This is a genomic window from Ruegeria sp. CDSB114, from assembly GCF_059611025.1.
Window position 1 is genome coordinate 798,901 of sequence record NZ_JBXWOT010000001.1, and the last position, 21,521, is coordinate 820,421.

General features: G+C 56.5%; 21 protein-coding genes and 1 pseudogene. 9 read left to right on the forward strand and 13 right to left on the reverse strand.

The window, feature by feature from the left end:
• Positions 1 to 5: 5 nt before the first annotated feature.
• Together AC2FIP_RS04020 and AC2FIP_RS04025 are read right to left on the reverse strand one after the other, a co-directional pair.
• Positions 6 to 1,097, reverse strand: coding sequence for an ABC transporter ATP-binding protein (locus AC2FIP_RS04020; protein ID WP_496785240.1), 1,092 nt, complete (start codon positions 1,095 to 1,097; stop codon positions 6 to 8).
• Positions 1,098 to 1,673: 576 nt separating this feature from the next.
• Positions 1,674 to 2,717 (reverse strand): pyridoxal-phosphate dependent enzyme, encoded by a 1,044-nt coding sequence (locus AC2FIP_RS04025; protein ID WP_496785242.1) that lies wholly within the window; start codon positions 2,715 to 2,717, stop codon positions 1,674 to 1,676.
• Between the two features lie 155 nt (positions 2,718 to 2,872).
• On the opposite strand from AC2FIP_RS04025, the gene AC2FIP_RS04030 reads away from it, so the two are divergent.
• The 3 genes and pseudogenes from AC2FIP_RS04030 (at position 2,873) to argE (ending at position 4,474) form a co-directional block, all read left to right on the forward strand.
• Positions 2,873 to 3,079 (forward strand): aminopeptidase P family N-terminal domain-containing protein, encoded by a 207-nt coding sequence (locus tag AC2FIP_RS04030; RefSeq protein ID WP_496677804.1) that lies wholly within the window; start codon positions 2,873 to 2,875, stop codon positions 3,077 to 3,079.
• Positions 3,075 to 3,320 (forward strand): annotated as a pseudogene (locus tag AC2FIP_RS04035) (M24 family metallopeptidase); the annotation flags it as partial. The gene AC2FIP_RS04030 and the pseudogene AC2FIP_RS04035, both read left to right, overlap by 5 nt.
• The gene (gene argE / locus AC2FIP_RS04040) at positions 3,317 to 4,474 is read left to right on the forward strand and encodes an acetylornithine deacetylase (protein ID WP_496785244.1); all 1,158 of its coding nucleotides are present in this window, start codon (positions 3,317 to 3,319) and stop codon (positions 4,472 to 4,474) included. The pseudogene AC2FIP_RS04035 and the gene argE, both read left to right, overlap by 4 nt.
• On the opposite strand, the gene AC2FIP_RS04045 is transcribed toward argE, so the two are convergent.
• From AC2FIP_RS04045 to AC2FIP_RS04070, 6 genes are read right to left on the reverse strand one after another with little or no spacing between them, the layout of a single operon-like run.
• Positions 4,471 to 5,337: an urea carboxylase-associated family protein gene (locus AC2FIP_RS04045; protein WP_496785245.1), complete on the reverse strand. Its 867-nt coding sequence runs from the start codon at positions 5,335 to 5,337 to the stop codon at positions 4,471 to 4,473. The genes argE and AC2FIP_RS04045 overlap by 4 nt on opposite strands.
• Positions 5,338 to 5,369: 32 nt before the next feature.
• Entirely contained in the window at positions 5,370 to 6,848 is a 1,479-nt protein-coding gene (locus tag AC2FIP_RS04050; protein ID WP_496700192.1) for an aldehyde dehydrogenase, read from the reverse strand.
• A gap of 8 nt (positions 6,849 to 6,856) precedes the next feature.
• Positions 6,857 to 7,891: an LLM class flavin-dependent oxidoreductase gene (locus AC2FIP_RS04055; RefSeq protein WP_496750519.1), complete on the reverse strand. Its 1,035-nt coding sequence runs from the start codon at positions 7,889 to 7,891 to the stop codon at positions 6,857 to 6,859.
• A 12-nt stretch (positions 7,892 to 7,903) separates the two neighbouring features.
• On the reverse strand, positions 7,904 to 8,812 hold the full coding sequence (locus AC2FIP_RS04060; RefSeq protein WP_496785246.1) for a flavin reductase family protein: 909 nt from the start codon (positions 8,810 to 8,812) through the stop codon (positions 7,904 to 7,906).
• Positions 8,809 to 9,588 carry an alpha/beta fold hydrolase gene (locus tag AC2FIP_RS04065; protein ID WP_496785248.1) on the reverse strand — a complete coding sequence of 260 codons (780 nt, stop codon included), beginning with the start codon at positions 9,586 to 9,588 and terminating at the stop codon, positions 8,809 to 8,811. The genes AC2FIP_RS04060 and AC2FIP_RS04065 overlap by 4 nt, the downstream gene beginning before the upstream one ends.
• Positions 9,560 to 10,159, reverse strand: coding sequence for an amino acid synthesis family protein (locus AC2FIP_RS04070; protein WP_496785249.1), 600 nt, complete (start codon positions 10,157 to 10,159; stop codon positions 9,560 to 9,562). Before AC2FIP_RS04070 ends, AC2FIP_RS04065 begins: the two co-directional genes overlap by 29 nt.
• A 108-nt stretch (positions 10,160 to 10,267) precedes the next feature.
• On the opposite strand from AC2FIP_RS04070, the gene AC2FIP_RS04075 reads away from it, so the two are divergent.
• The 5 genes from AC2FIP_RS04075 to AC2FIP_RS04095 all read left to right on the forward strand — a co-directional run bounded on the left by AC2FIP_RS04075 (position 10,268) and on the right by AC2FIP_RS04095 (position 16,249).
• Positions 10,268 to 11,116, forward strand: coding sequence for a LysR family transcriptional regulator (locus tag AC2FIP_RS04075; protein WP_496785251.1), 849 nt, complete (start codon positions 10,268 to 10,270; stop codon positions 11,114 to 11,116).
• An 85-nt stretch (positions 11,117 to 11,201) separates the two neighbouring features.
• Entirely contained in the window at positions 11,202 to 12,452 is a 1,251-nt protein-coding gene (locus AC2FIP_RS04080; protein ID WP_496785252.1) for a sarcosine oxidase subunit beta family protein, read from the forward strand.
• A gap of 14 nt (positions 12,453 to 12,466) precedes the next feature.
• Positions 12,467 to 12,754 (forward strand): sarcosine oxidase subunit delta, encoded by a 288-nt coding sequence (locus AC2FIP_RS04085; protein ID WP_281972199.1) that lies wholly within the window; start codon positions 12,467 to 12,469, stop codon positions 12,752 to 12,754.
• Positions 12,751 to 15,696, forward strand: a complete 2,946-nt coding sequence (locus AC2FIP_RS04090) for a sarcosine oxidase subunit alpha family protein (RefSeq protein ID WP_496785254.1) — start codon at positions 12,751 to 12,753, stop codon at positions 15,694 to 15,696. The genes AC2FIP_RS04085 and AC2FIP_RS04090 overlap by 4 nt, the downstream gene beginning before the upstream one ends.
• Positions 15,689 to 16,249, forward strand: coding sequence for a sarcosine oxidase subunit gamma (locus AC2FIP_RS04095; protein ID WP_496785255.1), 561 nt, complete (start codon positions 15,689 to 15,691; stop codon positions 16,247 to 16,249). The genes AC2FIP_RS04090 and AC2FIP_RS04095 overlap by 8 nt, the downstream gene beginning before the upstream one ends.
• Before the next feature lie 7 nt (positions 16,250 to 16,256).
• On the opposite strand, the gene AC2FIP_RS04100 is transcribed toward AC2FIP_RS04095, so the two are convergent.
• Both AC2FIP_RS04100 and AC2FIP_RS04105 read right to left on the reverse strand, forming a co-directional pair.
• Positions 16,257 to 17,261: a GlxA family transcriptional regulator gene (locus tag AC2FIP_RS04100; protein ID WP_496785257.1), complete on the reverse strand. Its 1,005-nt coding sequence runs from the start codon at positions 17,259 to 17,261 to the stop codon at positions 16,257 to 16,259.
• Between the two features lie 43 nt (positions 17,262 to 17,304).
• Entirely contained in the window at positions 17,305 to 17,553 is a 249-nt protein-coding gene (locus AC2FIP_RS04105) for a hypothetical protein (protein WP_496695224.1), read from the reverse strand.
• A gap of 211 nt (positions 17,554 to 17,764) precedes the next feature.
• Between AC2FIP_RS04105 and AC2FIP_RS04110 the strand changes: the two genes are divergently transcribed.
• Positions 17,765 to 18,643, forward strand: a complete 879-nt coding sequence (locus AC2FIP_RS04110) for a LysR family transcriptional regulator (protein ID WP_496785258.1) — start codon at positions 17,765 to 17,767, stop codon at positions 18,641 to 18,643.
• A gap of 3 nt (positions 18,644 to 18,646) precedes the next feature.
• Here the strand turns inward: AC2FIP_RS04110 and AC2FIP_RS04115 are convergent, their stop codons facing one another.
• From AC2FIP_RS04115 to AC2FIP_RS04125, 3 genes are read right to left on the reverse strand one after another with little or no spacing between them, the layout of a single operon-like run.
• On the reverse strand, positions 18,647 to 19,324 hold the full coding sequence (locus AC2FIP_RS04115) for a YrbL family protein (protein WP_271946735.1): 678 nt from the start codon (positions 19,322 to 19,324) through the stop codon (positions 18,647 to 18,649).
• A gap of 40 nt (positions 19,325 to 19,364) precedes the next feature.
• Entirely contained in the window at positions 19,365 to 20,774 is a 1,410-nt protein-coding gene (locus tag AC2FIP_RS04120; protein WP_496785259.1) for a hypothetical protein, read from the reverse strand.
• Positions 20,771 to 21,520: a methyltransferase domain-containing protein gene (locus AC2FIP_RS04125; RefSeq protein WP_282021316.1), complete on the reverse strand. Its 750-nt coding sequence runs from the start codon at positions 21,518 to 21,520 to the stop codon at positions 20,771 to 20,773. The genes AC2FIP_RS04120 and AC2FIP_RS04125 overlap by 4 nt, the downstream gene beginning before the upstream one ends.
• Position 21,521: the final 1 nt, after the last annotated feature.

Below are 21,521 nucleotides of genomic sequence, written 5' to 3' on the forward strand. Positions count from 1 at the left end.
CTGCATCAGGCGTCAAGCGCCCGGCAATCATGAGCCAACCAGCCAATCTCGACTTCTTGGCCGGGCGACAACCGAATCGCGTCGGGGGCGTTTCGGGTCTTGATGATAAAGTCTTCATTACCCGCCACGGACAGGCGGAACCGGAAGACATCACCCATATAGATGAATTCTTTGACAGTCGCCTTGAGCGTATGCGCATCAGCATGCAGGCGATCTTTGTTGAATTCGACCCGCTCGGGACGGATTGAAACCTTGGTCCGTTCACCAGCAGCGCTGACATTGACCGGTTTGGCGTCAATTTCTGATCCATCATCCAGTGCAACCACGCACGAGTCGCCGTCGATTGACTTAACAACGCCTTCCAAGGTGTTGTTTTCACCAATGAACTGGGCAACAAAGCTATTTTCGGGCTCTTCATAGAGCAGATCCGGCGGCGCAAGCTGCTGGATGCGTCCGTCGTCGAACACGGCCACACGATCCGACATCGTCAGCGCCTCTGTCTGGTCGTGGGTCACGTAAACTGTTGTAATCCCCAGCTCATGCGCCAGACGGGTAATCTCGAACTGCATATGTTCGCGCAATTGCTTGTCCAACGCACCCAGCGGTTCGTCCATCAAAACTAGCTCAGGCTCGAACACCAAAGCACGGGCCAAGGCGATCCGCTGCTGCTGACCACCGGACAGTTGCGCCGGACGGCGGCTGCCAAAGGCGCCCATCTGGACCATATCCAGCGCACGCTTCACTTTTTCTTCCCGATCGCTTTTGCCGATGTTGCGCACTTCAAGCGGGAACGAAAGGTTTTCAGCCACAGTCATATGCGGGAACAGTGCATAGTTTTGGAACACCATGCCAATCCCGCGCTTATGTGGTGGAATGTTGTTGATCGGGCGTCCGTCCAACATGATTTCGCCATGAGTAGCGGTTTCAAATCCGGCCAACATCATTAGGCAAGTTGTCTTGCCTGACCCCGAGGGGCCGAGCATAGTTAGAAACTCACCCTTTGGCATCGAGAGATTAAGGTCTTTTACGACGAGTATCTCGCCGTCATAAGATTTTTGAACACGCTGAAATTCGACGAACGCTGCGTCATTTGACATTACCAACTTGGCTCCCCTGTGCGGTCTTTGCTTGCCCGGTTCATCCGGATCTCAAAGACCAGTCCACCCTATTTAAGGACATGGGGGACCAACCACGCAACCATAAATGTGACAGCTAGGCGACAAAGAATCCTGTAATTCACTTCAGCTCAACTGATATTTCGATATCTCGTCCGCAACGCAAGGCCTTGAATGGCGTAATTAACTTGCTTCATTCGCCTCGATTTAACTTCCCATTCAACAACATAAATATAATTATTTAAATGAGTTATAATTGCTATTTAAACCGCCGTATCTCCCGGCCCAGACCTCGACATCGATACTGAGTTGCTGAGAGATTCGCATGTCGAAAATCCGTGACCGATCGGAAAACGCCAAAATTATCTGGTGCAATCCAATCTAGAAACCGCGCTTTGGGGGGCTATTAATCTCATTTTGATAGGGCAGAGGTACGGATTTGCGAACCCCGCGTTTTCAGGCGCAATCGGATTCTGCCTTTGGGGGCAGTTGCACCCTCTTAACTTGCTGCTTCCTGCGCTTATTCCAGGGCAGGATTCAGATGCTTCTTGACCTTCTTCAATCCGGTACTTCGGATAAAATGCACAGAACTTGGGCATCGCTTCCAATGTTCAGGGCCTCGCAGACATCTGCATTCATCGCTGCTGCGACGCTGGCCCCGCCCGAAGCAGTTGTCGCCAACCCAGCCTCTGCCATGGCCGGTAAATACCGCACCACGTCGTCATCCGAGAGCGTCAGAAAACAGTCTGCATCCCGCGCCAGACCATTCAGCGCGATCAGCGAGGGTTCTTTACAGTCCAGCCGCCCCATGATGCTGTCAGGCCCATCCGCAAAGACGCAGGTACCTGCTTCGATACTGGCTTGCAACGCAGGGGCCGCTTCGGGTTCCACGACAATGATTTTGGGTCCATCCCCCCAGGCATGGCGCGCATAAGCTGCAACCGCCCCTGCCAGCCCACCTACCCCGGCCTGCAAAATGATATGCGTGGGCGCATTTGGGCATTGGCGCACCGCTTCTGCAGCCATCTGCAGATATCCCTCCATCAGGGTGTGCGGCAGCTCGTAATACCCGTCCCACGAACTGTCAGATAGCAATGTCCAACCGTTAGCCTGCGCCGCTTTGCCAGCAGCCTCCATACTGGCGGCATAATCCGTGCCTTGACGAACGACCCTGGCTTTTTGCGCACGAAGGCGTTCCGCGAAACTTTCAGGTACGGTTTCGGCGATATAGACCACTGCATCAGCCCCAAATATCCGTGCACCTGCTGCTACACTCATCCCGTGGTTACCCGCGCTAGCGGTGACATAGGTTTTCCCGCGTAAAGTAGACTTATCCGGTGTCTGCGCCAGATCAGCAGCGTGGCGGGCGATGACATAGGCAGCCCCCAAAGCCTTGAATGACCCGAGGTTCATGCGCCCACGCTCATCTTTGACCCATAGATCGGCGACATTGGCCAAATCCTTGGCTTCAACCAGATTGGTTTCTGCTGCTGCAGGGCATACTGTTAACAAATCAGCTACGCGAGCCGCGTTTATCGAAGGAAATGGAGCATCAGGAATCAATTTTTCCTTGCCGCGGTGTGGGTTTGAACTGAGTTTCAACAGTATTTCCTTCCTGAGTTGTCCATTGACGTGATCGGATTCGTAAAGTTCTGTCAACACGTCTCTAATCACGACACGAGGACCCGATGAGCCAAGTGAATCCGGTATTCACACGGGGGGAATTTAACCGCCAGCTGTCCAAAACACGAAAAGCCATGGCCAAGGCCGGGCTGGACGCGCTGTTCTTCGAAGCCCCTTCGAACATGACGTGGCTAACCGGATACGAGGGGTGGTCGTTCTACGTCCATCAGGGCATTTTGGTCTTTCATGACGCAGACCCGATCCGGTGGGAACGCAATCAGGATACGAATGGGGAACGACGTACAGTGTGGATGCCAGATTGTCAGATACGTCCACATTGAACGCCGCGCGTGCTGCGGCTATCCAGTAGGTCTGAGCTATCTCCCGGACTGGGGTGAGCGCACGATATCTCTGCGTCCCGAGGATGAGACAATCCTGGAACCTGGCAAGACGTTTCACTTTATGCCTGGCCTCTGGTTGAATGACTGGGGGTTAGAGATCACCGAGTCGATCCTGATCACCGATACCGGTCCTGCCGAATGTTTCTGTAACCGCCCAAGAAAGCTGTTTGTAAAGCCATGACCCTGCAAAGAACCCAAGATATCCTCGCCGATCTGATCGCGTTTGAAACGGTATCTGCAGACAGCAATCTTCAGATCATCAGCTATCTAAGGGACAGGTTGCAGGCCTTGGGTGCACGCTGCATCGAAACCCGGGATGATACTGGCACCAAGGCCAATGTATTTGCTTCCATAGGCCCAGACATTCCCGGCGGCATCCTGTTATCCGGCCACACGGACGTGGTTCCCGTCGCGGATCAGAACTGGACATCAGACCCGTTTTTGATGACCGAGAAAGATGGCAGACTTTACGGACGTGGCACCTGTGACATGAAGGGCTTCATCGCCGCCGCACTTGCACTTGCCGAAACGCTGGATGCCAGAAAACTGACCCAACCGCTGCACTTTGCCTTCACCTATGATGAAGAAACCGGATGTTTGGGCGCGCAGAACATGGTGAACGATCTTTCCGAACGAGGAATTGTGCCAGATATCGCAATAATCGGAGAGCCCACCGAAATGTGCCTGATCGAAGGGCATAAGGGGTGCTATGAATACACGACACGATTTGTCGGGCTCGAAGGACACAGCTCGGCCCCCGATGATGGGGTTAATGCGGCGGAATACGCGGCACGCTATGTAGGAAAACTTCTGGAACTGCGCCAGATATTGAAATCCCGCGCGCCAACAAACAGCCCCTTCGAGCCACCCTGGACCACTATAAACGTGGGGTTCTTCAATAGCGGCGTCGCCCATAACGTCATTGCCAGCAAAGCCGATATCGGCTGGGAAATGCGCCCGGTTCAGGCCAGCGATGCAGATTTCGTCAAGCAAACCCTGACTGACTATGTGACGCACAGCCTGCTGCCCGAAATGCAGGCCGTCCATAGTGAAGCCAACATCACGCAGGATATCACGGCCGAGGTTGCAGGCCTTGAGCCAATGGAAGAAAACGCCGCCCGCAAACTGGTTGCCGAGCTGACCGGGGCGAACGGAACAGGTGTTGTGTCATTCGCCACTGAAGCTGGCCTGTTTCAGCAGCTTGGCACCCATGCGATTGTCTGCGGTCCCGGCTCGATCACACAGGCCCATAAAGCAGATGAGTACGTCGAGATCGAACAGCTCGACCTATGCTGTCGGATGCTGGACCGGCTTGGGCAACGCCTGACCTCTTAACCTGCCCCATGGGTGCGATCATAAGCAGATCGCTTGGGCTGAATATGCGCGTTTCGGATGTCTTCACCGGGGTCATAGACTTCCATAACCAATGGATAACAGGCGGCTGCGTCCGAGGAATGCTCGGACGAGCAATCGCCCCCGGGACAAGCTGAAAGGCCGACGATCAGGTCAATCTCGGCGTAGAATTCCAGATAATCACCCGGACGCACCGGGCTTGCCTTCATGAAGTATTGGCCTGTGTCCTGCGTAAATCCGGTGCACATGAAGACGTTCAACACGTCGTGGACGTGCATTTCGGCCTCATGCAGCGGCAGGCCACAATGGCTGGCCAATGCCCGTGTCAGGTTGGAATGGCAGCAATAATGGTAGTCATCGCCAGACAGCAATCGCCCGGTATAGGGGTCACAGCGGGTCCCGATTACGTCATGCACGGATCCGCCGTATGAATCGAACCCATACCAATCCAGAGTATCCGTAACGATGGTCGCCATGGGCCGCATATTCGGAAAACTTGACCACATCCGATCCCCGGTCGACAGATGCGTGCCATGCAGCGCGCGGGTTTTGCCGGAATAGAACCGTTCGGTCAGGTCGTGCTTGTACCACATGTTCAGATCACCGACCTGCGCGCCATCGACCGACACCACCCGAATAAAGGCCCCCGCGGGCACTTCAATACAGGCCGCATCACGCGGGGCTGCTATGACTTCGGCGGTTTTCACCGCGCGCTGCCTCAGGTCAGTCAACGCAGCCAGATCAGGTTGCGGTATCGTTTCGGGCGGATAGCAAATGACTGGAGGGATCGCCCTCCGGTCATTTGCGTCTGCCGGAGGTTCAAAATTCGGATGTTTCAACTTCATGACCGCGCTCCGATATCTGTCTGACAACAGACCTAGCGCATCACAAACGGGTTCGCCATCGGCTCTTGCGAGGTGCTGATCCAGGTGGTCTTGGTCCGGGTGTAATCCAGGATCGCCTCAACCCCGGCTTCACGGCCATACCCTGATTGATTGAATCCGCCAAACGGCGCGATAGGAGAGATCGCGCGATAGGTATTAACCCAACAAATCCCCGACTTGATCCGCTTGGACACCCGATGCGCCCGCGCCAGATTCTGCGTGAACACGCCAGACCCCAACCCAAAGACCGTGCTGTTGGCTAATGCTATGGCCTCTTCTTCGGTATCGAAGGGCAGCAGAGACATAACCGGGCCAAACATCTCAACTTTCAACGTCTCGGTCTCGGGCGATATGCACTCGACCAGTGTTGGGTTCATGTAATTGCCGGGCCGATCCGCAGGTTGCCCGCCGAAATGGACCACGGCCCCCTGCTCCGCTGACTTGGCCAGGGTCTCTTCGATCTTGTTCACTTGCGCCATGGTACATAGCGGTCCGACATGGGTACCGGCATCCAGCGGGTCACCCAGAACGATTGCACCCGCCTTTTCTTTGATGCGGCCGATCAGGCCTTGCAGAACGGATCGCTGCACAAGCCCGCGCGTGCCCGCAACGCAACTTTGCCCCGACGCGCCAAAGTTTCCGGCGATCAGGCCATTTGCGGCCCCATCCAGATCCGCGTCTTCAAAAACAAGTATCGGTGATTTGCCACCAAGCTCCAGCGAAGTGACGGCGAAGTTTTCGGCAGAATTCCTGACCACATGGCGCGCTGTCTCGGGGCCACCGGTAAAGGCGATGCGATCCAGATCGGGATGGCGGGTCAGTGGAATTGCACAGTTTTCCGCATCCCCGGTGATGACCGAGACAACGCCCGCGGGGAATCCTGCCTGTTCAATCAAACGCGCGAACTCCAGCATCGGGGTCGGCGCAATTTCGGATGCCTTCAGCACGACGGTACACCCAGCCGCAAGCGCCGGGCCCAACTTAGTCGCTGTCAGGAACATTTGTGCATTCCAAGGCACAATAGCCGCGACAACACCAATGGGTTCGCGCGTGGTAAACACATGCATATCCTGCTTGTCGATGGGCAGAACCGTCCCTTCAACCTTATCCGCAAGCCCTGCGAAATAGCGGTAGTAATCCGCGACATACCCAGTTTGCGCCGAGGTTTCTGCCAGCAGTTTACCGCTGTCTGTTGTCTCAAATTCTCCAAGCCGTGCAGCGTTTTCGGCAACTAGGTCGGCCAGGCGATAAAGAAGCTTGCCGCGCGCGGTGGCCGTCATGTCGCGCCATTGCGGATCATCAAGCGCACGTTTGGCGGCGGCGACTGCCCTGTCGACATCCTCAGGTGCCGCACAGGAAAACGTAGCCCACCCCTGCCCAGTTGCGGGATTTGCAGAAGTCATAACCTGAGACGTCGCCCCCTCAGACCAGGCGCCATCAATGAAAAGCTGAAAATGCGGTAGATTTCCCATAGTGTTCCTCACTGAAAGGCTGGCATGACATCGTCGATGAACCGCGCCAAAGAGGCACGTTTTCGCTCGTTCGTCATCCCGCTGTCGACCCAGAACGAAAACTCATCATAGCCCAAATCTTCATAACGTTTGATCCGGTCAATAACCTGCTGCGCTGTACCAACCGTCAGGTCGCGCGCCAGCTTATCACTTGTGTACATCTGGTTTGCATCCATCTCGTCCTGGGTGATCCGTTGGATCAAACCCTGTGCGACCGGGCGTTTATTCATGAACCAGGCACCGAAATAGTTGTAATACCGGCGCAATTCCTGAACGCCTTGCGCAACATCGTCTGCGTCTTTGCCGACATATGTGTGATGCAACAGCATGATTTTGGGGCGCGGTCCGGTATGGCTGTCGCAGGCTGCATTGAAGCGGTCCATCAGCGTTTCAATCTCTTCCATGCCCTGCCACAGGGGGGTGACCTGGATGTTAAACCCGTTGTGGACACCGAATTCATGACTATTGGGGTCCCGCGCCGCGATCCAGATCGGCGGACCGTTTTTCTGAAACGGTTTCGGCGCAGATGTGGTCGCCGGAAAGGAATAAAACTCACCCTCATGCGCACAATCGCCCTGCCAGATCTGCGGAAGCAAAGGGGTTGTTTCCCGCATCCGTTGGCCCGCTTCCCAGGCATCCATCCCCGGCATCAGGCGCTCATACTCATAAGAATATGCGCCGCGTGCGATCCCCAGTTCGATCCGGCCTTTGGTAATCTGATCTGCCGCGGCGGCCTCTCCGGCCAATTTGATCGGATGCCAGAACGGGGCGACTACCGTACCCGTCCCCAGCCGTACATTCCGGGTGTGATGGGCCAGATCGACTAGCGAGATAAAGGGGTTAGGCGCGATGGTGAACTCCATCCCGTGATGCTCACCCGTCCAGACGGCGCGCATCCCGCCCTCGTCCGCCATTTTCACAAGGCTGACGAATTCGTCATACAGAACGTCATGCGGCTGATCTGGCGACAAACGTTCCATATGGGCAAACAGGGAAAATTCCATTGACCTGCTCCTTTATCGTAAGCTGTGAATGTCGCCCTGCGAGGCGTCACCTAGGTAGAGAGAGAAATCCCCCTCTTTGGCTTCCATCGCATAGCGGGTCATCATGTGGCGGACACCACCGGACACGTATTTTAGGTTCGGAAGGTCATCCGTTCTGATCCATTCGGCGCCCTCAAGCGGCGTTGGTCGGGAACAGCTGGCCAGAAAATAGGTGTAATGCTGCTTTGTTTCCGCATCGTCGAATGAGGAATAGACCTGTTCAACCTCTACCTTCAGTCCACGTTCTGACAAGCCCTGGGTCAATCGGTTTCGCTGCCCACCCCGCTCGACCCCGGCGATTTGAACGGGACGATAGGCACCGTTGCTCTGCTCCAGCAAAACACTGTCATCTTTGCGGATGATCGCGCCGCATATCGTCGGTACCATGGCGTCGATTTCACGTTCGAGCCCCAGGCTGAAATACGACCCTCCGACATATCCAAGACCCTGCCCGACCGAGTGCGAGAACTCTGCCACTTCACCGATCAATAAGGTATGATCACCGGCGGGAAGGACCTGATGGGTCTTGCAGCAAAACTGCGCCAGCGCCCCGTCGATTAGGGGTAGATCAAAAAGGCCATTGCTGTGCGCGACCTTTGCAAACCGGTCCCCTTTATACCCAGCGAAAGTGTTCGATATCTCTTGCTGTCCATCTGCAAGCACATTCACTGCAAACCGGGTGCAGTTGGCGAAAATATCGTGGCTGGACAGAAACTTCCCCGGACACACCAGCAGCAATGGCGGGTCAAGCGATACGGACGAAAACGAGTTTGCGGTGAACCCAACTGGCGCGCCCTGCGGATCCCGTGCCGTCACCACTGTCACCCCGGTCATAAAGCTGCCAAAAGCGTCGCGCAAAGCGCGCGGGTCTATGCTGGTCATGGCTGGCAATCCCTTACAAACTCCAACAGCCGAGCATTTACCTCGGCGGGATGAGTCATCGGCAACATATGTGCGGCACCTGCGATGATTGCCGCTTGTCCCGAGGGAACCAAACGCGCCATGTCCCGAGACATTTCAGGCGTCGAATTCGGCTCATCCGCGCCGGTCATGAACAAGGCGGGACAAGCGATACGGGCCAGTTCATCATCGGAAGGACCGTCCGTTTCGGCAAAAGCGGTATACGCGGATTTGTAGGCCGCCGGATCAACCTCAGCCAGCCAGCGCAGGCAGGCCAGTCGCTCGGCGGACGAGGCTTCGCCAAACCAACGTTGCAACGTGACAGTGGGATCATTTGGCCCCGATACGTCCAAGGCCGAGGCACGTGCGACGACGGCCTTGCGCGCGGCAGCCGGACGCCGATGGATCGCATTCAATGCCGCAACGCCAAGAACGCTATCTGGCACATCCGTCGCCAGTCGGAGCGCTATCAGGGCGCCCATTGAATGGCCGATCAAGACAGCGGGCTCTGTTAGCACGGACGCCGTGCGGTGCACGTATGCCTCCAAGCCAGTCGGATGATCAAAGCTCGACTGACCATGTCCTGACATATCCGGGCACAAGACACGATACCCCGCCGCGACCAGAGCGTCGATCTGCGCACCCCACGCCTCGGCCCGCAGGCCAACCCCGTGCAGCAGAATGACCAATGGCCCTTGGCCCTGATCAATCACCGCCAGGGTGCTGAGTTCAGACCGAGGCCGGGTTGTCCACGTCATGGCCCAAATCCTTGAGGTCCTGATAACGGTCGCCGATCCGATGATGAGGACGGCCCGAGGTTGCGCCACCCAGCACGACCACAATTTCATCCGCGCGCGGTGCGTCGGGGATTGCAAACTGCAGCGTCAGATAATGCGATCTACGCCCGGCATCATTCTTGTCCATCATGGGCACCATGATCGGAGTGTTCGCCGGACCGCGGGTATTGGTGAAGGACAGATAGGACTTGGCCCCAACCGCTTGACGATAGTAATTCCCGAAATGCAGCGTGTGGATCAGGCCCGAGGCATGTTCGACCTCGCCATCCAGCCCAACAACCGCCGCTTTGCCATAGGCTTCGATCACCTCGCCGCCGCCTGCAAGCGTGACCATCCGGTCAGTCAACATTTGCCCCAGCACAGGCCCATAGGCCAGAATTTCCGGCCTCAGATCCTCGACATACCGGCCAGCCCAGGGGTTCGACACAATCGCCGCAACGGCAAACATGCGCCACGGGCGGTCCGCTGCCCGAAACCCTTCAACCAGAACCTCTTCGTCGAAAGTCACTATTTTTCTGATATTTGGCTGCACTGCCGTCTCCCCAAATCTGCTTGAGGAAATATCACCGTTAGAAACATCTTTTGACAAACGAAAGAACTTGAGCCTTAGGTATTAACAACACTAATAGGTCAGTTACCGATGGCAAAAACACTCCCTCCTCTAACGTGGTTTCGGTCATTCGAAGCGGCCGCGCGGCGGCTCAGTTCGACCGCGGCGGCAGATGAGATCGGGTTGACGCAATCCGCAGTCAGCCAACAAATCAAAGCCTTGGAAACCCGTCTGGGCGTCGTTCTGTTCCACCGCCACGCGCGCGGTCTTTCTTTGACGGATGAAGGGCGGAAGCTGCTGCCACAGGTCGAGGCAGCCTTGGATATGCTGCACTCCGCAGCCTCACCCTATTTGGCCGAAGAAAAAGCTCGCCATATCACGGTGGCTGCCTCTATCAGCATCATCGAATGGGTCATCTCGCCGGCATTACCCGAATTTCAGGCCCATCACCCGGAAACCTCACTCCGATTTGTCAGCACTATCTGGCCCGACGAATATGCAGCATCGCGCGCTGATATTGAGGTACGCTTTGGTTCAGAAAAACAAGTCGGGAAAAATGCGAAACCGTTGAATCCCAATCGCCTTGTCCCGGTGGTGTCGCCGAATCTAAGCGGCAATTGGCTTGATCTGCCTCTGATCGAATCCGTTGGCACATCGGACAGTTGGGCGTCATGGGGTGAAATCACCGGCCAGAAACTGCGCAAGCCATCATATTTTGTGGATTCCTATGGCCTCGCCCTGCAACTTGCTGTTTCAGGCAGCGGTGTTGCGCTGGTGAATTCTATCATCGCAGAGCAAGCCCTGAAATCAGGCAAAGTCCGCCTTGCCAGCAAAGATTCCGCACCCGCCAGTGAGGGCTATTTTTTATCCGTCCTTCGCAACTCAGCCGAGGTATCGGATTTCACCGATTGGTTTTCCGGCCTTATTTCTTGTGCCTGAGGGTCTGATTCAGACACACCCATGTCGCATATGGGGATATCGCCGCGCCCGAAAATAATGAAGTTTGGAAGAAAAGGTCCGATTCATGAGATATTCCGGCTTTCGAGTTATCAAAGAGGCGCTAACCGGCCACAAAGGGTGGAAACCGGTTTGGCGTGAACCTGAACCTAATGCCCATTACGACATCATCGTAATCGGTGGCGGCGGGCATGGTCTGGCAACCGCGCATTACCTTTCCAAAATCTACGGCCAACGAAATGTTGCCGTAATCGAGAAAGGCTGGATCGGTGGCGGAAATGTGGGCCGAAACACCACGATCATTCGCTCGAACTACCTGCTGGATGGGAATGAGCCGTTCTATGAGTTCTCGCTGAAGCTGTGGGAAGGGCTCGAGCAGGACCTGAACTATAACGCAATGGTCAGTCAGCGCGGTATCGTCAATCTGTTCCATACAGACGGACAGCGTGACGCCTATACGCGACGTGGCAATGCGATGATCCTGAACGGGGCCGATGCCGAATTGCTGGACGCAGATCAGGTGCAGCGCGAACACCCTTATCTGAATTTCGACGACGCTCGCTTTCCGATCAAGGGCGGCCTTGTTCAACGGCGCGGCGGTACCGTGCGCCATGATGCAGTGGCCTGGGGCTATGCCCGGTCAGCCGACCTGCATGGCGTCGATATTATCCAGAACTGTGAAGTTACCGGGCTGCGGATCGAAGATGGCAAATGTCTTGGGGTCGAAACAACCAAAGGCTTTATCGGCGCCTCCAAAGTCGGATGCGCCGTTGCGGGCAGTTCGGGGCGCGTTATGGGGATGGCCGGACTGCGCCTGCCTATCGAAAGCCACGTTCTACAAGCCTTTGTATCTGAGGGGCTAAAGCCTGTCCTGCCCAGTGTCATCACCTATGGCGCGGGGCATTTTTATGTCAGTCAGTCCGACAAGGGCGGGCTGGTGTTCGGTGGCGATCTTGACGGCTATAACACCTATGCCCAACGCGGCAACTTGCCCGTGGTCGAGGATGTTTGCGAAGGTGGCATGGCATTGATGCCGATGATCGGACGCGCCCGGTTGCTGCGGATGTGGGGCGGCGTGATGGATATGTCGATGGATGGCTCACCGATCATTGACCAAACGCCGGTCGAGGGCCTCTATTTCAACGGGGGCTGGTGCTATGGCGGGTTCAAGGCAACTCCGGCTTCGGGCTATTGCTTTGCGCATCTGCTTGCAAAAGACGAACCGCACCCTGTCGCAACAGCCTATCGGTTGGACCGGTTCCGCACGGGCCGGATGATCGACGAAAAAGGCGCGGGCAATCAGCCCAACCTGCATTAAAGGGGACACCAGACATGATAATAAACCACCCCCTTCTTGGGCCTCGCGATGCATCAGAATTCACCTATCTGGGCGACGCCGCGCTGATTGACCGCCCCGATTGGCAGGCGGAAAATGCCGCCGAGGCCTTTCACGACTATGCCTATTTGCGTGACAACCCGGCAGGCGAGCACCGTGAACTTTGGTACCACGAAACAGGTGACCGATCCTGGCTGGTCGTCACGCGCAACACGCTGACCCACGAGATTTCAAAGGTGGAACTGGCCCGCGATGTGGCCCGCGAACGGGGGCGCTCCAAATGACGCAGGTGAACCGGCTGAATGGCGGACAGGTCGACCGCAATACAACGCTGAACTTCCGCTTTGACGGGCGCAGCTATACCGCCCATCCCGGCGACACTTTGGCATCTGCCCTGCTGGCCAATGATGTGCGTCTGATCGGGCGGTCTTTCAAATACCACCGTCCGCGCGGATTGCTGACCGCAGGATCCGAAGAGCCGAACGGCCTGGTCGAACTGCGCTCGGGCGCCCGCAAAGAGCCCAACACGCGCGCCACGGTGACCGAGATGTTCGAGGGGCTTGAGGCGCGATCACAGAACCGCTGGCCCAGCTTGAAATTCGACGCGCTGGCCGTGAATGACATGTTTTCCAACTTCCTGTCTGCGGGTTTTTACTACAAGACGTTCATGTGGCCTGCAGCCTTCTGGGAAAAGCTGTACGAGCCGATCATCCGTCGCGCAGCCGGCCTTGGATCGCTTTCGATGCAAGAGGACCCGGACGAATACGACAAGGGTTTTCGCCATTGCGATCTGCTGATCATTGGTGCCGGACCAGCCGGTCTTATGGCGGCATTGACCGCGGGTCGTGCGGGCTCGGATGTCATTCTGGCGGATGAGGATTTCGCCCTTGGCGGTCGCCTGAACAGCGAAACACTCATCATTGACGATGCTGCGGCGTCTGACTGGGCGGCGCAGGCTGTGGCCGAACTGTCCGCGCTGCCAAATGTTCGCTTGATGCCGCGCACCACAGTGATTGGCGCGTTTGACCACGGCATCTATGGCGCGGTCGAGCGTACGGGCGATCATCTGCCCAGCCTGCCCGCAGGCAAACCCCGGCAAGTCCTGTGGCGCATCTATACCCAAAAGGCGCTGCTGTGCGCAGGCGCGACCGAGCGGCCAATCGCATTCGAGAACAATGATCGCCCCGGCATCATGACAGCCAGCGCCCTGCGGACCTATGCCAACCGGTTTGGAGCAGCGGTATCGCAGCGCGTCGCGGTCTTTACCAACAATGATGACGGTCACCGCACCGCAGCTGATCTGCACGCCAAAGGTGTTAAAATCACCGCAGTGATCGATGTACGCAAGGACGCACCTATCAGCCACGATTACGAAGTTCTGCAGGGTGCGCAGGTCACAAATACTAAAGGCCGCCTGGGGCTGAGCTTTGTCGAAGTCGCCCTGCCCGATGGCTCAACCCGGACATTGGAATGTGGTGCCTTGGGCGTTTCGGGCGGATGGAACCCGAATGTCCACATGACCTGTCATCAGCGGGGCCGCCCCACCTGGGATGAGACGCTGGCCGCCTTTGTTCCCGGTGCGGACCTGCCGGTGGGCATGTCCGTTGCCGGCGCGGCAAACGGCGATATGTCGACCCACGGCGCGCTGCGCTCTGGCGCCGAGGCCGCAATCGCCGCTTTGGACCTGACCAGTGCCAAACCCGATCTGCCCGAGGCCGAGGACGCGCCCATCGCGCAGACACCATTCTGGTACGTCCAGGGCTGCAAACGCGCCTGGCTTGACCAACAGAACGATGTGACGGTCAAGGATGTCCGTCTCAGCTATCAGGAGGGCTTCCGTTCGGTCGAGCATCTGAAACGCTATACCACGCTGGGCATGGCCACGGACCAGGGCAAGACCTCGAATATCGGCGGGCTGGCGATCATGGCCGAGCTGGCCGGTAAGTCGATCCCCGAGACCGGTACCACCATCTTCCGCCCGCCCTATACCCCCGTCCCGATTGCTACTTTCGCAGGCCGGATGAAGGGCAAAGAGTTCCACCCTACGCGCCTGACGCCCTCACATCACTGGGCCGAAGAACGCGGCGCGGTGTTTGTCGAGGTTGGAAACTGGCTTCGTGCGCAGTGGTTCCCCCTGCCCGGCGAGACCCATTGGCGCGAGAGCGTGGACCGTGAAGTGCGTCAGACGCGTGCCTCGGTCGGGGTGTGCGACTGCACGACATTGGGCAAAATCGACGTCCAGGGCACCGATGCGGCAGCGTTCCTGAACCGCGTCTATGCCAATGCTTTCGCCAAGCTGGCAGTCGGCAAAACCCGCTATGGCCTGATGCTGCGCGAAGATGGCATAGCCATGGATGACGGCACCGCCGCGCGACTGGCCGAGGATCATTTCGTCGTAACCACAACGACCGCAAATGCCGTATTGGTCTATCGCCACATGGAGTTCGTGCGCCAGTGCCTGTGCCCGGACATGGACGTGCAGTTGATTTCCACCACCGAGGGATGGGCGCAATATGCGGTCGCCGGGCCCAATTCGCGCAAGCTGTTGCAAAAGATCGTCGACCCGGAATTCGACATCTCGAATGAGGGCTTCCCTTTCATGGCCTGCGGCACCATCACCGTGTGTGGCGGCCATCGGGCGCGGCTGTTCCGGATTTCGTTCTCTGGCGAGTTGGCATTCGAAATCGCGGTTCCCTCTCGCTATGGCGACGCGCTGATGCGGCGGCTGATGACCGAGGGCGAAGAGTTCGACGTTGTCCCCTATGGCACCGAAGCACTGGGCGTCATGCGGGTCGAAAAAGGCCATGCTGCAGGCAGCGAGTTGAACGGCACCACAACCGCCCTGAACCTGGGAATGGGCCGCATGGTGTCCAAAAAGAAGGACAGCATCGGATCAACCCTGTCGGAACGCGAGGGACTGAACCAACCCGATGCACTGATGCTGGTGGGGATCAAACCGTTGGAGCCTGAAAACAAGGTAACCGCCGGTGGCCACCTGATGAACACTGACGGCCCGGTCGATGCAGCCCACGATCAGGGCTATGTCACCTCAGCCGTCTACTCACCCATTCTGAATAGTAGCATCGGGCTGGGATTGTTGAAAAACGGCGGCGACAGGCTGGGCGAGAAAATGCGCCTTGTCTCGCCGCTGACGGACCTGACGGTCGAGGTGGAAATCGTCTCGGCCCATTTCGTTGACCCTGAAGGAGAACGTCTGCGTGGATAATCTGGTTGCGATAACCGCCCTCGGCGCGGCTGACCCTCGGGTAGACACGGTTGGGCCTGTCACCTGTTCCGAGATACCGGGCGTGGCGTTGGCATCAGTCGCGGCGCGGCTCGGTCAGGAAACAGCGGCCAAAGCCGCATTGAAGAAACTAATTGGCGCTGAGGCACCAAAGGTCCAGAGGTTTGAAGGAACCGCAATCACCGCCTTTTGGGCGGGGCCAGAGCAATGGATGGTTGAAGCACCGCATGACACGCACGAGGACCTTGCTACGCAAGTAAAATCTGCCATTGGGTCTGCGGCCTCTGTCACGGAACAGACCGATGCCTGGGTGCGTTTCGACTTGGCTGGTGCGAACATTCAAGCAGTGCTGGAGCTTTTGTGCCAGTTGGATCTGCGCATATTGACTAAGGGAACGGCGGCGCGCAGCTCGATCCACCATATTGGCTGTTTCGTGCTGTGTCGTGGTTCGGATCACTACAGCCTGTACGGTCCGCGCTCGTCCGCCAAATCTCTGCACCATGCGATCCTGACGGCGATGCGATCGGCGCTTTAGTCAGCGCCTAGACCGAGGGCAAAGGGGCGTTATCCTCAACCCGGAAACGGTTGATGCGGCGCCTGTCCTCGCTGGGGCTCAGGCCAAAAGCCGACCGGTAATGTGTCACCAAGGGCGCGACAGATCCATAGCCGACAGCGGCCGCGATCTGGGAAATGGGATCTTTGGTATAAACTACCATCTGACGCGCCGCTTTCATCCGCATTGCGCGGTAATAATGGCTGGGGCTGTGTCCGGTTGCCTGTTTGAATGCCCGCTCGATCTGACGAGGTGTGACGCCCATTTGTTTCGCAACTTCGGCAATCGAGATCGCTTGACCAATATTGGCGGCAAACATTTCAACGCTGCGTGAAACAAGCGGTGGAAGGCGGTCTCCCGTTTTCGGCGCTGTCGCATTGGGTACCTGCTGACGCACTGCCGCACCGCGCATCATCGGATGTTGAAACCAGCACGCAACCTCATGCGCAATGTCACCGCCCAAGCGATCGTGAACCAAATGCAGTGCCAGGTCGAACCCTGCAGCTGCACCGGCGGCGGTATAGCGCTTCACGGTGCGCACGATCACTTCGCTCCGGGCGTCCATATCGGGAAACTCGGCCTCAAATGCCGCCTCATAGCACCAGTGGACCGAGACCGGCTGACCTGCCATTGCACCGGATCGCACAAGAGGGAATACGCCACCGCTGATCCCGCCCAGAACTGTTCCGTGCCTCCCAAGACCACGCAGCAAGGCATTGCCGCTAACAGCGTTGCCAAAGACCGAAGACGGGCTGCTGAGCAGGAATAAAATGTCGATATTCCTGCAATCCGCCAACGCGCGATCTGCTTCGAACCCAACCCCTGCGCTTGACTGAACCTTTTGGCCACGTTCAGAAACCAGCGACCATCTAAACGCTTGATGACCCGCGATTTCATTGGCCGCCCGCAGGGGTTCAATCACCGATGTCAAACAAGCCATCGGAAAGCCATCAAACAGCAGAAAGCCGATATCGATTCTGTCCTGATCCGTCATAGATCCGTCCTAACAAGTTCCTGGCGGCAACCCTACACCAAGTTTATGCCCAACGGATCAGTCCAATAATGGCAGAGGTCGCGTAGAACGCCTGCAACAGCAAAAACGTCCAGCGCCGATCAATCAATGCCCATGCGGCAAACAGTGCCGACGACACCAACAGTAGGGAGAATCCAAGAATCTCAGCGCCAATATTCGAAGCAATCAGCAAGGCATAAGCCATAGCCAGAACCGATCCGGTGATCTCAAACAATGTTGTCAGGCGGCGGTTAGCTATTCTGTCTTCCGTCATCAATTACACTTACCTTTGCCGAAAGAAGAAGACTGCGTCAGCGGGCCAGATTTGCATTCCGACTGATGTTCGAAGTCTGTGATATCCTCCGGGTATAGATTGTTCATTTCGAAGCTCCGCGTACATTGTGTTCGCGATACCTAATCTGACATTTGCCTTTGCCGCAAATGAATGATTATCATTCAATGATCAAAATCTGTCATGGGATTTCATGAACGAACGTTTGGAAATAGACGCCTTGCGCGCGCTGCTCGCAATCGCGACCTATGGTGGTGTGACCCGTGCGGCCCGACATCTGGCGCTTTCGCAATCGGCAGTCAGCCATAAGATTGGCCGTTTAGAGCGCGCAGTGAATTGCAAACTGCTGACTCGCCGCAAAGGTGCCCCCTTGTTCACCGAAGACGGGCTGCGTCTTTGTGAATACGCCCGTCGAATTACCACTCTGCATGACGAAGCGGTGGCCTCACTTGGTAACAGGCCGCTCACCGGCCACTTGCGGCTTGGCATGACCGAGGATGCGACAACCAGCGGGATCGCCCAAATTCTTGGACGTTTCACGCGGCTGTACCCCGATGTTCGCGTACGAACCCGCACTGGTCAAAGCCTGAATGTTCAGGATTGGTTGAAGGCCGGTGAATTAGACTTGGCGGTGATTCAGATATTTCGCAACGACGTGCAGCCCGAAGATCTGATCCTGTTTCAGGATTCCCTTCATTGGGTCAAATCACCCGACTATCGTCTGAATCTGTCAGAACCGGTTCCGTTTCTGTCCTTTGACACACAGTGTTTCTACCGAAGGTGGGGAATGGAAGACAGTCAGCAGCGGGACAACCGTTTTGACAATATCCTGGAATGTCCAAGTGCAGCAGGAATCCAGTCGGCTGTTCGATCAGGGCTGGGCATAGCGCTATTGAACGGGATGCACATTACACCTGACATGGAAGTCATCAACGATGTCTTCCCTACCCCTCCAGAGCTTGCCTATGTCGCGCGGGTTCAGATGAACAACCGCAACGCCGTGACAAAAGCGCTGATTGCGGAGATAGCAAAAGAGGTCGAACGCGCGTTTCCCTTGCGCGTAGCAGTTTAGTGGTCAGGTCTTCATTAAACCAAAGCCACTCGACATCCTCTGTCGCCGACGGTCGATTGACTTGCGAAACGCTGTTTCGCTGACCAGTGACAGCGGAAAAAGAACCCTCTCGCCAACGCCGTCAATCACGGTCAGCTTGCCGCCTCTTTCCTGCGCACGAACGATGTTTTCGAACCCCATGTCACCCACAATGATCCGGCCGCTTTCGAGATCGTCAAACAGTTCCATCAATTCAGCATGAAGACGTTCACGTCCGGCGTGATCCTTGGCCAGCGCGACGCGTTCCGAATGCAGGGTTGGCGCAAGATCTCCGTCCGGGCCGGTCAGTTTTTCAACCACTATCGCCGGGCCCGCTGATGTTGGCGCATATCCCATGAATTGCGCCAACCTCTCGATCTCGGGGCATCCTCGGTTGAGCGCCGCCAGATATTCGTTTGCTTCGCGGTTCCATTGGCGCAGATTGCCATAGCGCCATTCGGCATAACGCGGCAGAAAATGGCTACGCACAGGTTCGTCCACCCGCACTTTCAGCAGCGCCCCTTCGACCTCGGGGTGCTGATAAATCAGATAGTTGCGACTTTTTCGCAGGGGTTTGTGGTCGCTCAGGTCAATCATGTCCGGGTGTTCCAACAGGGGTTGGGGTCTGTGTCCTTGAATGCCGGACAGCCCAAGTGGGCGCATTCATAGAATTTTCTCAAACCTGTTACAACTCACCTTTTGATCAGGGCCCCAGATTGGGACGCGGCAAAAGGATAAAGGCCTGGTCACCAGTTGATGCGACAACAGGCGTCGAGACCCAGTCGCCTGGATCGAACGGAGGTGTAATCCCATCGCATCTATCGGGCTGCTTCCAGCACATGATGATCTCGGCACCGGTCAGATAGTTTAACCGCAACCGCAGCCCCCGTTCGAATTGAACTCTGGCGTCTGCCGCACCATTCACGCCAAGAAAATGTCCATAAATATACACGGTTTCGGCCTGTTCAGGCAGGCTTTGCGCCAATGCGCGCGTTGCTTTTTGCCAAGGCGGGATGAACATAAACGATGTTTTTCCAATGAGCATCAAATTGATCATCAACACGCACATCAACAAGATACGCGAAACACTTAACCATCTTTTTGAAGACTGCAGAAACTGAACCCCACACGTGGTGAGCACGACCCCAAACAAGATCCAAAGCCAGTTCAATGCCCGGACAGGGACCTGCACCCCCGACATCATCGCCTTGAGGATAAGCGGTGCCAGGCCAGCAAGTGCAGCCATCAGGATCGCGACGGCAAACAGCCGTCTTCGGGTAAACAGGAACCCCCAGGCGCCTGCAAATAGGGCCAAGAGCATCAAGCCATAGCTGATTGTCCCTCCGCCCATTGTATAGATGATGGATCGGAGGAATACTTTGACCTTGGTAAGGTTCAGAAGCAGGTCATCGACCGAATTTACTTCGTTCGGCCCACGCCATTCAGCAACCGGAATACCGAATATGCCATGGTAGAAGTAGTTCAGGGTGTAAACACACAGCAGCGCCAGAACCAGGCTGACAAAGAAAATGATCAACGTAACAGCGACGTTTGTATAGGTTTTTGGTGCCTTGTTTGACAGTAGGATCAGTGTCAGCAACAGGAACGGATAGGTCGTGTAGGCCATGAAGGATAAGGGCACTGCCAGAACCAACAGGGCCAGCGACACACGATGCGGAAGAAACAGAACTGCCAGGCTGTACAAGGTGATAACCCAGATCCCCGGCAGCAACGTGTTGAACCAGTATGAAATTAGGAATGCTGGAACCGAAAACGCAATGAATAGCGCAAGATAACCTTTATACCAGATCGGATCCGAACGCTCCATGATCGCGACTGCCGCCGCAGCCGAGAACAAGCCCCAGGCTATGTTATAGAGATACATGCTTATCTGTGAGGGCCATAGAAATGGCCGGAACTGCCACCAGTAGTTCAACCAACGACCTTCATCCAAGGCCTTGTGGTAGGCAATCTCGGTCCAGCCCAGCAGCGCCGGGAAATCATCATGACGTACGAAAGGGTCGAAAAGCTGTGGCCAGTTGATCAGGAACAACGCAGCGGTGCAAAGCAGGGACAGAAAAAGAAACTCCTGCCGAGGTGTTTTTTCCGTCATGATTTGTCGCCATATGACCTTGCAATAACAGAGGCCCGGACCTGCGCGATCGCGGTGACAGCCGACCGGGGCAAGGCACGCACAACCAGCTTGCGTAGGGTCCAGCCTAAACTGCCGACCTCTTTCAACGCGCCGGGCGCGACTTTGGTATCCAGCACGTCCTGAGACAGCCGGGCTGCCCCTGACTGGTTCGCATAGAGGACAGAATTATACCGATACCAGGGTTCGATCGATTGATCCCCGAACATCTCAGGCCGCAAACAATCATAGGCCGTGTATCCCCGTTCAGCGAACAAACCCTGCCAAAAGGACAGGCGCTGTTCATTTATGTGAAACTCGCCGCCCTGCCCCGGAACGGCGGCTGAGAACAGGACCAGATCGCTATGTGTGGTCAGACTCTGAACCAGGCTGGCCGACGCGTCATGCGGCAAGTGTTCACCGACCTCAAGCGACTGAGCCAAATCAAACTGGCGTCCAAGCTCGACCGGTTTGGACAGATCTGCACCGATAAACGCCTCAGCCGGTATCGCAAGCTTGTCACGATCCACATAGTCGCCATCGACACCGGCAATATCCTTGCAACCCGCGGCCTGCCACTCCGACAGCCACACACCCCGCCCGCAGCCAAAGTCCACGACACTGTCCGCAGAGATTTTTCCTAGAAGGCAAGCAATTAGCCTGTTTGCGGACCGCCGGGCGCCCTGGTCAATATAGTCAAAGAACTCGTTTGAATAGATATGCGACATT